Raw genomic sequence first — 12,961 nt, forward strand, 5'->3', positions numbered from 1 at the left:
AGCCCACCGCCATTGCCGAAAGCCATTGCGGCGATTAGAGGTGGCGCAAATTCCGGTGCCGCGCGCGCCGCCGTGATCTAAGGATAGACAGTGCCCATGAACGCATCCGCCCGCCGTCTCGCCCTTCTGGGCGCTCCGCTTGTGGTGGCGCTGGCGCTTGGCGGCTGCGGCGGAAAGCGCGGCGAACTGGTGGTGGACGATGCTGTCGGCGTCACCGCGCTGCGTGATCCGTGCCCGCGCGTGGGTATTCCTGATTACACCGGCGACGTCACGACCTTCACTTCGCCCGACCGGACCGATTCGGCAGCGATCGATGTCGAAGCGGTGATCACGAACCTTCGTGCGCAGTGTTCCGAAGGTGAAAAGCTCTACTCCGTCGCCAGCTTCGACGTTCTTGCCCGCCGCGCCAACACCAGCGGCGCACGCCGGGTGGAACTGCCCTATTTCTCGACCGTGATCCGCGGCGGCAACACTGTCGTTGCCAAGCGGCTGGGCAAGGTCGTGATCGAATTTGCCGATGGTCAGGCCCGCGCCAGCGCCAAGGCGCAGGGCGCCGCCTATGTTGACAAGGCCGAGGCTGCGCTGCCCGAAGATGTGGTGAGCCGCATCACGCGCAAGCGTCGCGCAGGCGATCAGGACGCTGCCGTCGATCCGCTTTCGCAGCCCGATGTGAAGGCTGCGCTGGCCCGCGCCAATTTCGAACTGCTCGTCGGTTTCCAGCTCACCGACGCCCAATTGCAGTACAACGTTCGCAAGTAAGCGCAAGCGGCACACACCGCCCTTTCGCTAAAGCCGCGATTGGGCTAACCGCGCGGCCATGACTGACGCCCGGATCAACCTTCACGCCGATTTCGCATCGGTAATCGACACTGCGCTGACCGCGCTCGAAGCCGCAGGCACGCTGCCTGCCGGTCTGCCACGAGGCGCGGTGACGTGCGAACCGCCGCGCGATCCCAGCCACGGCGATCTTTCCACCAATGCCGCGATGGTGCTGGCCAAGCCTGCAGGAACCAACCCGCGCGCGCTTGCCACCGCGCTGGTTGCCGAACTGGAAAAGGAACCGCGCGTCGTCTCTGCCGAGATCGCCGGTCCCGGCTTCATCAACCTGCGCCTGACGGACGACGCGTGGCGCGGCGAACTGGCGCTGATCGCCCAAAGCGCGGGCGATTATGGCCGTTCGCAGATGGGTGGCGGCAAGGTTGTAAACGTCGAATACGTCTCGGCCAATCCTACCGGCCCGATGCATATGGGCCATTGCCGTGGCGCCGTGGTGGGCGATGCTCTGGCCGATCTGCTCGCTTACAGCGGGCATAAGGTCATCAAGGAATACTACGTCAACGATGCGGGCGCACAGGTCGATGTGCTCGCCCGCTCGGTCCACATGCGCTATCGCGAAGCGCTGGGCGAAACCATCGAGATTCCCGAAGGTCTCTATCCGGGTGATTACCTCGCCCCCGTGGGTCAGGCACTCGCCGCAGAATTTGGCAACCAATATGCCGCCGCTCCCGAAGCAGACTGGCTGATCCTGTTCCGCACTCGCGCGGTTGCGGCGATGATGGACATGATCCGCGCCGATCTTGCCACGCTCGGCATCCGCCACGATCTTTTCTCGTCCGAAGCGGAACTACAGGCATCGGGCAACGTCGATGCCGCCGAACAGTGGTTGCGCGCGCACGATCTGGTCTACGATGGTCAGCTCGAAGCGCCCAAGGGCAAGACGCTGGAAGACTGGGAGCCGGTAGAGCTGCCGCTGTTCCGCTCTACCAGGTTCGGAGACGATCAGGACCGTCCGATCAAGAAATCGAACGGCGCATGGACCTATTTCGGCGCGGACCTCGCCTATCATTTCCAGAAAGCCCAGAACGCCGATGCGCTGGTGGATATCTGGGGGGCGGACCATGCAGGCACGGTAAAGCGGATCAAGGCCGCTGTCGCCGCGCTCACCAGCGCCGATGGCGGCACCGCAAAGCCTTTCGAGGTCAAGCTGGTGCAGATGGTGCAGCTTCTGCGCGATGGCCAACCGGTGAAAATGTCGAAGCGGGCCGGGACTTTCGTAACGCTTGCTGATGTGGTGGGCGAAGTTGGGAAGGATGTGGTGCGCTTCACCATGCTCACCCGCAAACCCGATGCCCAGATGGACTTCGATTTCGCCAAAGTGGTCGAAGCCAGCAAGGACAACCCGGTGTTCTATGTGCAGTATGCCCACGCGCGCATCTGCCGGAACATTCGCAAGGGTGCGGATGAAGGCTTTGTTCCTTCAGCGGAAAATCTCAGCCTGCTGGGTGAGGAAGAGTTGGCGCTGGTAAAGCTGGCGGCGCAGTTCCCGCGCACGGTCGAAGCTGCCGCCGTGGCGCGTGAGCCGCACCGCATCGCCTTCTTCCTCCACGATCTCGCGTCGGCCTTCCATTCCTATTACAATCTGGGGAATGACCGGCCCGAGAAGCGGTTCATTGTGGCACATGACTCCGCTTTGACCGCAGCTCGCCTTTTCCTTGCCGCACAAATCGGGCAGGTAATCCGCAATGGTCTCGCGCTGCTTGGCGTTGAGGCTGCGGAAGAACTCTGACGTCACCGGATTATTGGGGCAGGGACAAGACATGCAGGGCGATAACGACCAAACCGACTGGGACAAGAAAACGATGCTTCAGCCAGAAGGCCTGAAGCCGTTCAATGTGTCCGAGGAACTGGATGGAATGGCGGATGAAGCGCGTGAAGCAGCAAGCGATGCCGCTGCTGCGGCACGCCGTGCGCTCGGCAGCGTTGATGTAGCAGGAGCTGCAACACCCCAGGCCGACGATCTGGTTGAAGAGATTGCGACCGATCCGATCGGCGATCAGCGCCTCGCCCTTGGCGATGAAGAGCGTCTGCCTTGGCTCGAAAGCGCCGATGATGTTGATGGCGAAGAGGAAGATAGCGGGAATGGCCGCCTGATCGGATTTGCCGTGATGGGTCTGCTTGTGCTGGCAGCTCTTGTTGGCGGTATCTGGTACGCCAGCAGCCGCAATTCGGTGGCCAACAATGCCGATGGCAGCCTGATCGAAGCCAGCAAGGAGCCGTACAAGGTCGCGCCCAAGGATCCAGGCGGCAAGACCTTTGCCGGAACCGGCGATTCCAGCTTCAAGGTGAGCGAGGGGCAAAAGCCTTCGGCCAACCTCGCCAATTCCGCTTCGCCCGCCCCTGCTGCGTCGCCATCGGCCAAGCCCAGCGTTGCTGCTTCGACAACACCTGCCGCTGCTGCACCGGCCACGGGCGGCGTTGGTGTGCAGGTTGGCGCATTCTCGTCAAAGGCCACCGCCGAAGCCGGCTGGCAAAAGCTGCTCGGCAACCACGAAGCGCTCAAGGGTCTTTCCCACCGCGTGATCGAAGGCAAGGCCGACATCGGCACCGTCTATCGCCTGCAAGCCGTCGCTGGCGATGCCGCCGCCGCCGATGCCCTGTGCCGCAAATTGCAGGCCAGTGGGCTTAAATGTCAGGTAAAGCGCTGATAAACCCCTCCGACCGCGCCTGACGGCGCGCCCACCTCCCCATTTGTCCTGCGGAAAAATGGGGAGGAGCAATCAGCAAATCCTCCCCGTTTTCACGAAGTGCAAATGGGAAGGTGGCAGCCTGCAGGGCTGACGGAGGGGCAGGAACGCGCCGCCTTTTCCCCCACCTTCGCCGCAACCGCCCTTGCAAAACCCGCTTGCCTGCGCGAACCAAACCCCATGCTACCCGCCATCTTCGGCCTGTCCGGCCCGGTCCTGACCGACGACGAACGCGCGTTTTTCCGCGATTGCGATCCTGCTGGATACATCCTCTTCGGTCGCAACGTCGAAACCCGCGAACAGGTTCGCGCGTTGACCGACGATTTGCGCAGCCTTCACGGACGGGACCGCACGTTCATCTGCATCGATCAGGAGGGCGGTCGTGTTGCGCGGATGAAACCGCCGGTCTGGTTGCCCTATCCGCCCGGCGAAGCGTTCGACCGGCTTTACGGAATCGCCCCCGCCAGCGCGATTGAGGCGGCACGGGCGAATGCCCATGCGCTGGGGCTTGATCTGGCCCAGGCCGGGATCAGCGTTGATTGCCTGCCCCTGCTCGATGTGCGCCAACCCGGAGCGCATGATGTGATCGGGGACCGTGCGTTCGGCACCGAACCGATGCGCGTTGCCGCACTGGGGCGGGCGACGCTCGATGGCCTGGCGCGCGCGGGAATTGCGGGCGTTGTCAAGCACATGCCGGGGCATGGGCGCTCGCTTGTCGATAGTCACAAGGAAACCCCGCTGGTCACCGCTACGGCAGAGGAATTGGAGGCGGACCTTGCGCCGTTCCGCACGCTGAAAGACGCGACCATCGGCATGACCGGGCACTTGCGCTTCACCGCATGGGATGCGGAAAATCCTGCCACGCTGTCGCCTTTCGTGATCGATGAGATCATCCGCAAGTCCATCGGTTTCGACGGCCTGCTGCTGACCGACGATCTCGATATGCAGGCGCTGGGTGGTGCGGTGCCCGATCGCGCCGCCCGCGCTCAAGCGGCGGGTTGCGACATTGCTTTGAATTGCTGGGCCAAGATGGACGATATGGTCGGCATCGCCAATGCGCTGGCCCCCATGAGCGCGAAGACGGCGGAGCGGCTCGAACGTGCGCTCGCCCCGACTGCTTCTTTCGATGGCCCTGCCGATCTTGGCCAGCAGCACGCCCTGCTCGCCACGCGCGACCGATTGCTGAGCCTCGCCTGATGGATGATCTCGCCGAACCCATGCTGTTCGGTGATGAGGCCGAATGGGGTGGCGTCGCGTCTGCGAAAAGTGGGGACGCCGCGCTCTATCTGGAACTTGATGGCTGGGAAGGCCCGCTCGACCTGCTGCTGGAACTGGCCCGGCGGCAGAAGGTGGACCTTCGGAAAATCTCAATACTTGAACTGGTTGGCCAGTATCTCGATTATATCGATCAGGCCAAGGCGCTGAAGCTGGAACTGGCGGCTGACTATCTGGTGATGGCGGCGTGGCTGGCCTATCTCAAATCGCTGCTGCTGTTGCCGCGTGATCCTGAAGTGCAGCCAAGCCCCGAAGAACTGGCGCTGAAGCTGCAGTTGCGGCTGCAAAGGCTGGGCGCGATGCGTGAGGCGGGCGCCCGGCTGATGGCGCGGGACAGGATCGGGCGTGAAGTGTTTGTGCGGGGCGCGCCAGAGGGGCTGCGCGTTGATCGCAAGGCCTTGTGGAAATGCGATATTTTTTCGCTGATCCAAGCCTATGGCGCGATCAAGCAACGCAATCAGCCAGTGGTCCACATGGTTCGCGAACGTGCGGTGATGACATTGGATGCAGCGCTGGCGCGTGTTGCGAAGATGTTGGGTGTCGCGGTGGAATGGACCGATCTGCGGGCGTTTCTGCCACTTGATGGCGATCCCCAACTGCGCAAATCGGCGCTCGCATCGAGTTTCCTTGCGGCGTTGGAACTGGCCAAGCAGGGGAGGGCGGAAATCGCGCAGGATCAGGCATTCGGGCCGCTGATGTTGAGGGCGGCTCCTTCGGCAGGTTCAGGACGAGCGGCATGACGCAGCCTGACGATCTTGAGCGCGCGGTTGAGGCCACGCTGTTTGCGGCCGGGCAACCCCTTACGGAACAAGAGATTTCTGCCCATCTGGAAGGGGCAGATGTGCGTGCATCCTTAAGTGCACTGAAATGCACCTACGCGCACCGAGGCATCCATCTGGTGGAGCGGGGAGGCCGCTGGCACTTCCAGACAGCCCCTGATCTGGCCCACCTGCTGCGCCGCGAAAAGGAAGAGCCAAGACGCCTTTCGCGCGCGGCAACCGAGGCGCTTGCGATCGTCGCCTACCACGAACCCGTCAGCCGTGCCGAAATCGAAGCGATTCGCGGCGTGCAGACCGCAAAGGGCACTCTGGACGTGCTGCTGGAGGCGGGCTGGATACGTATTGCCGGGCGGCGCGAAGTTCCGGGGCGGCCTACGATTTATGCGACAACCCCCGAATTTCTCACGCATTTCGGCCTGCAATCACGCCGTGATCTGCCCGGAATCGAGGAACTGCGCGCTGCTGGGCTGCTCGATCCCATCGAGGAGGCGTTTGCCGTCTTGACGGGCGGCGATGATGCGGACACGGGAGACGCTGTTCCGCGTGACGAAGAAAGTGCGGAATAGCTGGCAAGTGGGGCGCGCCGTCCCTATCTAGGGGCGCAAAGGAGTTAGTGACATGGGTGGTCTTTCCCTTCCGCACATTATCGTGCTGGCGCTGGTCGTGCTGGTCCTCTTTGGCCGTGGCCGCATTTCCGAGATGATGGGCGATTTCGGCAAGGGTATCAAAAGCTTCAAGCAGGGTATGAACGACGAGGACAACAAGCCCGTCACGCCGCCGCCCGCCCAGATCCAGCAGCAGACCCCGCCGCCCGTCGCGCCAGCGCCTGCTCCGACGTCGACCGATCAGGCCCAGTAACCCGCTGATATAAAGGCGCTATAGCCGTGTTCGATATCGGCGCGTCCGAACTTCTGGTGTTGGTCATCGTGGCGATCGTGGTGATCGGCCCGAAGGACTTGCCGCTCGCCCTGCGCACCGCAGGCCGTTGGGTGGCAAAAATGCGCCGCGTTTCCAACCACTTCAAGGCTGGCATCGAAACCATGATCCGCGAGGCGGAAATGGAAGAGATGGAGAAGAAGTGGAAGGAGCAGAACGAGCGGATCATGCGCGAAACAGAGGCGCAAGAGGCCGCTGCTGCTGCAGGGCAAACGCCTGATGCCGCCGCCGACCAGAACGATCCGTTCCCGACACCGTTACCTTCGGATGTGCCAACTGCTGCGTCTGATCCGGTGATGGTCGGGCCGATGCCGCCCGAGCAGCCAGTGAAGCCGGAGGCATCGCAGCCATGATCCGCGATATCGACGAAACGCAGGCACCGCTGCTCGATCACCTGCTGGAACTGCGCACGCGGTTGCTGCGCTGCGTCTATGCGCTGGCGGTTGCATTCGCGGTAAGCTTCTATTTTGCCGACGATATCTTTGCGATCCTTGCCCAGCCGCTGGTCCATGCCTTTCCGCCGGGGCAGGGCAAGCTGATCTACACCAAGCTTTACGAAGCGTTCTTCGTGGAGCTGAAGGTGTCGATGTTTGCGGCATTTCTGGTCAGCTTCCCGGTTATCGCCAATCAGCTTTGGGCGTTCGTTGCGCCGGGTCTGTACGCGAAAGAAAAGCGGGCGTTTCTGCCGTTCCTGTTCGCCACGCCGATCCTGTTCACGATGGGGGCAAGCCTTGCCTACTTCATTGTCATGCCAACCGCGTTCAAGTGGTTCCTCGGTTTTGAAGGGAACAAGGGCGGGCTGCAACTGGAAGCGCTGCCGGGCACAGGCGACTATCTCAGCCTTGTGATGCAGTTCATTCTGGCGTTCGGCATCAGCTTTCTGCTGCCGGTGCTGCTGATGCTGCTAAACCGGGCAGGCATTGTCAGCCGGGCGCAACTGGTCACGGCGCGGCGCTATGTGATCGTGGGCATCTTTGCGGTGGCAACCGTGGCGACCCCGCCAGACGTGGTTTCGCAGCTGATGCTGGCGATCCCGCTGCTGTTCCTGTTCGAAGGAACACTGATCCTGATGCGCTTCACCGAAAAGGCTGATGCCAAGCGCCGCGCCGAGGAAGAAGCGGAGAAGGCGGCGGAAATGGCTGCGGGGCAGGCGACACCGCTTCTTCCGTGATTTTTGACGAATATCCCGTTTGCAAAATCTGCCGCTGTACACCCACCCCCGGCCCCTCCCTTAAGGGAGGGGAGCGAGACTTATCGAACCGAAGGTGAGATTAGTCGCAGCGGGGAGGGTTTGCGTCGCCCGCGCTGCAAGTGGCACAGTCGCCAAAATCCTGGTCCCTAATTCGTTGCAGGTTTGCCAGCGGCAGTTCCCTCTTCCGCTGACCATACGCGCCCGCCACCGATCCACGTTTCGCTGACCTTCGTGGCGCGGACCTGTGCGGCGCTGGCAGTGAGCGGATCGACATCCACCAGCACGAAATCCGCGCGCAGGCCGGGGGCTAGGCGACCGAATTTGCTTTCGGCAAAGCCAGCCCATGCGGCATCGGCGGTGTAAGCCGATAGAGCTTCTGCCGGGGCAAGGCGTTCCTGAGGTTGCCAACCGCCAGCGGGTTGACCATCCGGTCCTTCACGGCTGATCGCGGCGGCAAGGCCAGCCCAGGGATCGGCCAGTTCTACCGGTGCGTCCGATCCGAAGGCGAGACGCACGCCTGCCGATTTCAGAGACTTCCACGCATAGGCTCCCGCAAGGCGATCCGGCCCAAGCCGTGCTTCGGCCATGAGGCGGTCCGAGGTCTGGTGAACGGGCTGCATCGAGGCGACGGCCCCGCTTCTGGCGAACTTCGCAAAGTCCTTGGGATCGACGATCTGGGCATGCTCCACGCGCCAGCGTCGGTCACCCTTGTAGGTTTCCGACAAATCGTTGATTGCGCCGATAACCGTGGCGTTGGCTTCATCGCCGATGGCGTGGACGGCGATCTGAAAGCCGTCCATCGCGGCGCGGCTCATCAGGTTGCCAAGCTGGGTCTGGTTCAGTTGCGGCAACCCGCGCGTGGCCGGAGCATCGGCATAAGGTGCTTTGAGCCAAGCGCCGCGCGATCCCAGCGCGCCATCGAGATAGAGCTTAACTCCGTTCAGCCGCAACCGGTCCTGATAGAGCCAGGGCGAGGGGCCGGGACCGCCGATCAGCGTCATCTGATCATTGCCTGCCGCATAGGCCATGACCCGCACGTAGAGCCGGTTGGCATCGCCCGCGCGGCGGTAGGTCTGCCAGTCCTCGATCGATGTGCCCATGTCAGCCACGGCGGTCACGCCGCGCTTGAACAACATCTGTTGCGCGGTGGCGAAAGCTACGTCGCGGTCTTCGGCGCGCGGTGGTGGCACTTTTGCGGCGATGAGCTCCATCGCGGCATCGACCAGAACACCCAATGGTGCGCCATCCGGCCCTCGTTCAATGCTGCCGCCTGCAGGGGCTTTCGTGGCGGCGGTTACGCCTGCGGCCTTGAGCGCGGCACTGTTGGCCCATCCGGCGTGGCCATCGACCCGTTCGAGCCAGACAGGACGGTCACCGGTTACGGCATCGAGTTCAGCGGCCGTGGGAAAGCGGCCCAGACCCCACTTTTCCTGATTCCAACCGCGCCCGACGATCCACGGACGGTCCGGGTGTTCGGCTGCGAATTTGCCGATGAGGTTCAGCGCCTGCGCGAACGAGGTGGTTTCCGACAGGTCAAGGCTCAGAGCGGCGAAACCCATGCCCATCACATGAGCGTGGGCATCAATCATGCCGGGCAGCATGACGCGGCCCTTGCCATCGATATGGTACTGATATTCCCTGCGTGGCTTCGGCTTCTTGTCGCCGCTGCGGATCACGCGCTTTACCATGCCGGCATCGTCGAACAGCAGACCGGTGAACTGTTCGATCTGGCCGTTTGTGCCGATGGCGCGGCCTGAAACGTTATCGATCAGCGTATCGGCAAGGGCTACGGGAGAGGCGGTGAGCAGCAGTGCTGCCAGAGCGGAGCGCATCAATTTCACGCCTTGCTCTTCCGGTGCGGCAAGCGGCGGATCAGCGCGCTCGTGTCTTCACGGCCATATCCCATCGCCTGCACATCGACATAGAACTGATCTACGAGCGCGGTCACCGGCACGCTTGCGCCAAGGTTGCGGGCTTCGTCCATTGCAAGACCCAGATCCTTGCGCATCCAGTCCACCGCAAAGCCGAAATCGAATTCGTCCTTCGCCATCGTGTGGAAACGGTTGTCCATCTGCCAGGATTGCGCTGCGCCGCCGGATATGGCTTCGAACACCTTGTCGAGATCGAGGTGGGCGATCTGCGCGAAGCGGATTGCTTCGGAAAGGCCAGCGAGTGCGCCTGCAATGCACATCTGATTGGCCATCTTGGCGGTCTGCCCCGCGCCCGATTTGCCGACATGAACCACGCGCTTGGCATAAGCGGCAAGGATCGGGCGAGCGGCGTCAACCGCCTTGGCGCTGCCGCCACACATGATGGCAAGCGTTCCGGCTTCCGCGCCAGATTGGCCACCGGTGACGGGCGCATCCACGCAGAGCAGTTCCTTGTCGCGTCCTTCGACCGCGATCTGCCGGGCGATGCGGGCGGAAACAGTGGTGTGATCGATATAGAGCGCGCCGCGCTTGAGCGTGGAAAATGCGCCATTGGGGCTGAGCACGACATCGGCCAGATCATCGTCATTGCCAACGCAGGTGATCACCACATCCGCCCCATCGGCGGCTTCTGCCGGGCTGCCGGCCACGCGGGCGGCAAGGCCGGGGTGGGCGGCCTGCCATGCTTCGGCGCGCGCGGGCGTGCGATTGTAAATGGTCAGATGGTGGCCAGCCTTGCCCAGATGGCGGGCCATCGCGCCACCCATCGTGCCGAGGCCAAGGAACGAAACGTTCCGGGGTGAAGCGATCGTGGTTTCATCAGTCATGCGGTGCTTCATATCCGGTTTCGGGCGTGGTGCCAGCCCTGTGGCACCTTGCGAGTCCTTCTGCGGCGCACCATAAGCGCCTGCGATGCAACGATTGCTCCATCTGCTTTCCCGCGCCGCGCGGCTTTTGTTCTGGCCTGCGCTGATCTTTGCACTGGTCATGGCCGTGCTGCCCAAGCCGCCGCAACTGCCGGGGCCAGATCTGGGTGACAAGGTGCAGCATATGCTGGCCTTCTTTACGCTGACCGCGCTGGCCGGAATCGGCTGGCCAAGATTGCCGCTGCTGCGCGCGGTGCTTTGGCTGTCGCTGGTGGGCGCGGGGATCGAAGTGGTCCAGGCCATTCCTTCGCTCTATCGCGATTCGGACTGGCGGGACTGGGTGGCCGATACGGTGGCGATTATGGCCGCACTGGTGCCGGTGGCGGTGTTCCGGCGGATGATCGGGCGAAGCGAAACCGACTGACCCGGAAAAGAATGCCCGGCACTCGGAGGTTTTCTTGAAGGCCGCTTTCCGTTAGGGCGCTGGCGATGGAAAACATAGCGCTCAAGACCGAAACGCAGGACGCCCTGCTGACTCTCGCCGATGTTCGTGCGGCGGCGGAACGGATTGCCGGGCAGGTCGTGCGCACGCCGACGCTCTACAGCAAGACATTGAGCGCGATTACCGGGGCCGAAATCTGGCTCAAGTTCGAAAACCTGCAGTTCACTGCGGCTTACAAGGAGCGTGGCGCGCTGAATGCGCTGCTGCAGCTTGACGAGGAACAGCGTGCGCGGGGCGTGATTGCAGCTTCGGCTGGCAATCATGCGCAGGGCCTCAGCTATCATGGCACGCGGCTGGGCGTGCCCGTTACCATCGTCATGCCCAAGACGACGCCGACGGTGAAGATCATGCAGACCGAGGCCGTGGGCGGCAATGTGGTGCTGGAGGGCGAGACATTCGACGAAGCCTATGCCCATGCGCGTTCGATGGAGCGGCAACTGGGGCTGACCTTCGTCCATCCGTTCGACGATCCGCAGGTGGCCGCCGGGCAGGGCACCGTCGCGCTGGAAATGCTGGAAGACGTGCCCGAGCTTGAGGCGCTGGTGATCCCTATCGGCGGTGGCGGGTTGCTGACCGGCATGGGCACGGCGGCACGTGCGCTGAAGCCTTCCATCGGGCTGGTCGGCGTTCAGGCATCGCTGTTCCCATCGATGTACGCCAAGCTGAAGCATCTGGAAGTGCCCTGCGGCGGTGATACGCTGGCCGAGGGCATTGCGGTGAAGGAGCCGGGCAGCTTTACCTCGGCTGTGCTGGGCCAGATTGTCGATGATGTGGTGCTGGTGGGCGAACCGGCGCTGGAAAGCGCGGTGGCGCTGCTGCTGCAGATCGAAAAGACCGTGGTCGAAGGCGCTGGCGCGGCGGGGCTTGCCGCGCTGATGACGCACAAGAAGCGTTTTGCCGGGCGCAAGATCGGGCTGGTGCTGACCGGCGGCAATATCGACACGCGCTTGCTGGCCAACGTGCTGCTGCGCGATCTGGCGCGGTCAGGGCGACTGGGGCGGTTGCGCATCACATTGCAGGATCGTCCCGGCGCGCTGTTCAAGGTGGTGGAAGAGTTCAACCGCTATCAGGTGAACATCCTTGAAGTTTGGCACCAGCGCATCTTCACTTCGCTTCCAGCCAAGGGACTGACGGCCGAGATCGAGTGCGAGGCGCGCGATCGTGAGCAGATCGACCTGCTGGTGGCAGGCCTGCGGGGCAAGGGATATGATGTGGAGCAGGTAGAACTGGGTTGATCCGGTTTGTCGCTGCGTTAACTTTTTGAAAGCGCAGTGTCCTGTAACCGGACTGGCGGCATTGATTGGCGCTTTGCCGCCGTTTCGGCAGGGTTTCCGGGGAAATTCCCTGATGATGGTATGGTTAAGGGGCTTTTACGAATGCTTCTGCTGGGGCATGTTCCTTACTGACAGGCAGGACAGTCCGGCCTGAGGAGCAATCGCAACGCCGTGACCGCGCCCGTCCGCTTTCCCCGCTTCTTCGTCACCAGCCCTTCGCCGTGCCCATACCTGCCGGGGCGGAATGAACGGAAGGTGTTTACCGAACTCAAGGGGCAGAATGCTGATGAGCTGAACGATGCGCTTAGCCGCATCGGCTTCCGCCGTAGCCAGACGGTGGCCTATCGCCCGAGTTGCATTGATTGCACGGCCTGCGTTTCGGTAAGGGTCGTCTCTGAAGCGTTCCAGCCATCTTCCACGCAGAAGCGCATCTGGAAGCGGAATCGCGATCTTGAAGTGAATGTCTGCAAGCCGTGGTCTACGCCGGAACAATTCGAACTGTTGCAGCGTTACCTCGCCGTGCGCCATCCCGGCGGGGGGATGGCCGCTATGGACGAGATGGATTTCGCGGACATGGTGGAGCACACGCCCGTCAAGAGTTATGTGATTGAATACAGGGAGCCAACCGTAGACGGCTCGCCGGGAAGACTGGTAGGGGCCTGTCTGACCGACGAGCAGGGCGATG

The 12,961-nt window shown here is 62.8% G+C and carries 14 protein-coding genes; 12 read left to right on the forward strand and 2 right to left on the reverse strand.

Translation table 11 applies throughout. From position 1 onward, the window contains the following. Positions 1 to 96: 96 nt before the first annotated feature. The 9 genes from ACOVQ0_RS01130 (at position 97) to tatC (ending at position 7,685) form a co-directional block, all read left to right on the forward strand. On the forward strand, positions 97 to 759 hold the full coding sequence (locus ACOVQ0_RS01130) for a hypothetical protein (RefSeq protein WP_421879023.1): 663 nt from the start codon (positions 97 to 99) through the stop codon (positions 757 to 759). Between the two features lie 58 nt (positions 760 to 817). Continuing rightward, the gene (argS, locus tag ACOVQ0_RS01135) at positions 818 to 2,566 is read left to right on the forward strand and encodes an arginine--tRNA ligase (protein WP_421879026.1); all 1,749 of its coding nucleotides are present in this window, start codon (positions 818 to 820) and stop codon (positions 2,564 to 2,566) included. Between the two features lie 31 nt (positions 2,567 to 2,597). Then, the gene (locus ACOVQ0_RS01140) at positions 2,598 to 3,485 is read left to right on the forward strand and encodes an SPOR domain-containing protein (RefSeq protein WP_421879028.1); all 888 of its coding nucleotides are present in this window, start codon (positions 2,598 to 2,600) and stop codon (positions 3,483 to 3,485) included. A 219-nt stretch (positions 3,486 to 3,704) separates the two neighbouring features. Next, complete coding sequence (nagZ, locus tag ACOVQ0_RS01145; protein ID WP_421879031.1) at positions 3,705 to 4,721, forward strand: beta-N-acetylhexosaminidase; 1,017 nt, start codon at positions 3,705 to 3,707, stop codon at positions 4,719 to 4,721. Further along, the gene (locus ACOVQ0_RS01150; RefSeq protein WP_421879034.1) at positions 4,721 to 5,539 is read left to right on the forward strand and encodes a segregation and condensation protein A; all 819 of its coding nucleotides are present in this window, start codon (positions 4,721 to 4,723) and stop codon (positions 5,537 to 5,539) included. Before nagZ ends, ACOVQ0_RS01150 begins: the two co-directional genes overlap by 1 nt. Further along, complete coding sequence (gene scpB / locus ACOVQ0_RS01155) at positions 5,536 to 6,144, forward strand: SMC-Scp complex subunit ScpB (RefSeq protein WP_421879037.1); 609 nt, start codon at positions 5,536 to 5,538, stop codon at positions 6,142 to 6,144. Before ACOVQ0_RS01150 ends, scpB begins: the two co-directional genes overlap by 4 nt. Positions 6,145 to 6,196: 52 nt before the next feature. Further along, a complete protein-coding gene (locus tag ACOVQ0_RS01160; protein ID WP_421879040.1) occupies positions 6,197 to 6,436 on the forward strand; it encodes a twin-arginine translocase TatA/TatE family subunit in 240 nt (79 codons plus the stop codon). Positions 6,437 to 6,462: 26 nt separating this feature from the next. Next, positions 6,463 to 6,867 (forward strand): Sec-independent protein translocase protein TatB, encoded by a 405-nt coding sequence (tatB, locus tag ACOVQ0_RS01165; protein ID WP_421879043.1) that lies wholly within the window; start codon positions 6,463 to 6,465, stop codon positions 6,865 to 6,867. After that, entirely contained in the window at positions 6,864 to 7,685 is an 822-nt protein-coding gene (gene tatC / locus ACOVQ0_RS01170) for a twin-arginine translocase subunit TatC (protein WP_421879047.1), read from the forward strand. The genes tatB and tatC overlap by 4 nt, the downstream gene beginning before the upstream one ends. 167 nt (positions 7,686 to 7,852) lie before the next feature. Here the strand turns inward: tatC and ACOVQ0_RS01175 are convergent, their stop codons facing one another. Together ACOVQ0_RS01175 and ACOVQ0_RS01180 are read right to left on the reverse strand one after the other, a co-directional pair. Further along, a complete protein-coding gene (locus tag ACOVQ0_RS01175; protein ID WP_421879066.1) occupies positions 7,853 to 9,538 on the reverse strand; it encodes an amidohydrolase family protein in 1,686 nt (561 codons plus the stop codon). Positions 9,539 to 9,543: 5 nt separating this feature from the next. Beyond that, positions 9,544 to 10,461 carry an NAD(P)-dependent oxidoreductase gene (locus ACOVQ0_RS01180; protein ID WP_421879050.1) on the reverse strand — a complete coding sequence of 306 codons (918 nt, stop codon included), beginning with the start codon at positions 10,459 to 10,461 and terminating at the stop codon, positions 9,544 to 9,546. Positions 10,462 to 10,546: 85 nt separating this feature from the next. Between ACOVQ0_RS01180 and ACOVQ0_RS01185 the strand changes: the two genes are divergently transcribed. The 3 genes from ACOVQ0_RS01185 to ACOVQ0_RS01195 form a co-directional block, all read left to right on the forward strand. Continuing rightward, positions 10,547 to 10,924, forward strand: coding sequence for a hypothetical protein (locus ACOVQ0_RS01185; RefSeq protein ID WP_421879054.1), 378 nt, complete (start codon positions 10,547 to 10,549; stop codon positions 10,922 to 10,924). Between the two features lie 65 nt (positions 10,925 to 10,989). Continuing rightward, entirely contained in the window at positions 10,990 to 12,237 is a 1,248-nt protein-coding gene (locus ACOVQ0_RS01190; RefSeq protein WP_421879057.1) for a threonine ammonia-lyase, read from the forward strand. Between the two features lie 210 nt (positions 12,238 to 12,447). Then, positions 12,448 to 12,961 (forward strand): arginyl-transferase family protein (locus ACOVQ0_RS01195; RefSeq protein WP_421879060.1); only part of this gene is annotated, 514 nt, incomplete at its 3' end.

The sequence above is a fragment of the Novosphingobium sp. genome (assembly GCF_049240505.1).
Classification (GTDB): Bacteria; Pseudomonadota; Alphaproteobacteria; order Sphingomonadales; family Sphingomonadaceae; genus Novosphingobium.

Bases quoted from the DNA above. Each gene is read 5' to 3' on its own strand.
- ACOVQ0_RS01130 (WP_421879023.1), top strand. From the start codon at position 97: ATGAACGCATCCGCCCGCCGTCTCGCCCTTCTGGGCGCTCCGCTTGTG.
- argS (WP_421879026.1), top strand. From the start codon at position 818: ATGACTGACGCCCGGATCAACCTTCACGCCGATTTCGCATCGGTAATC.
- ACOVQ0_RS01140 (WP_421879028.1), top strand. From the start codon at position 2,598: ATGCAGGGCGATAACGACCAAACCGACTGGGACAAGAAAACGATGCTT.
- nagZ (WP_421879031.1), top strand. From the start codon at position 3,705: ATGCTACCCGCCATCTTCGGCCTGTCCGGCCCGGTCCTGACCGACGAC.
- ACOVQ0_RS01150 (WP_421879034.1), top strand. From the start codon at position 4,721: ATGGATGATCTCGCCGAACCCATGCTGTTCGGTGATGAGGCCGAATGG.
- scpB (WP_421879037.1), top strand. From the start codon at position 5,536: ATGACGCAGCCTGACGATCTTGAGCGCGCGGTTGAGGCCACGCTGTTT.
- ACOVQ0_RS01160 (WP_421879040.1), top strand. From the start codon at position 6,197: ATGGGTGGTCTTTCCCTTCCGCACATTATCGTGCTGGCGCTGGTCGTG.
- tatC (WP_421879047.1), top strand. From the start codon at position 6,864: ATGATCCGCGATATCGACGAAACGCAGGCACCGCTGCTCGATCACCTG.
- ACOVQ0_RS01175 (WP_421879066.1), bottom strand. From the start codon at position 9,538: ATGCGCTCCGCTCTGGCAGCACTGCTGCTCACCGCCTCTCCCGTAGCC.
- ACOVQ0_RS01180 (WP_421879050.1), bottom strand. From the start codon at position 10,461: ATGACTGATGAAACCACGATCGCTTCACCCCGGAACGTTTCGTTCCTT.
- ACOVQ0_RS01185 (WP_421879054.1), top strand. From the start codon at position 10,547: ATGCAACGATTGCTCCATCTGCTTTCCCGCGCCGCGCGGCTTTTGTTC.
- ACOVQ0_RS01190 (WP_421879057.1), top strand. From the start codon at position 10,990: ATGGAAAACATAGCGCTCAAGACCGAAACGCAGGACGCCCTGCTGACT.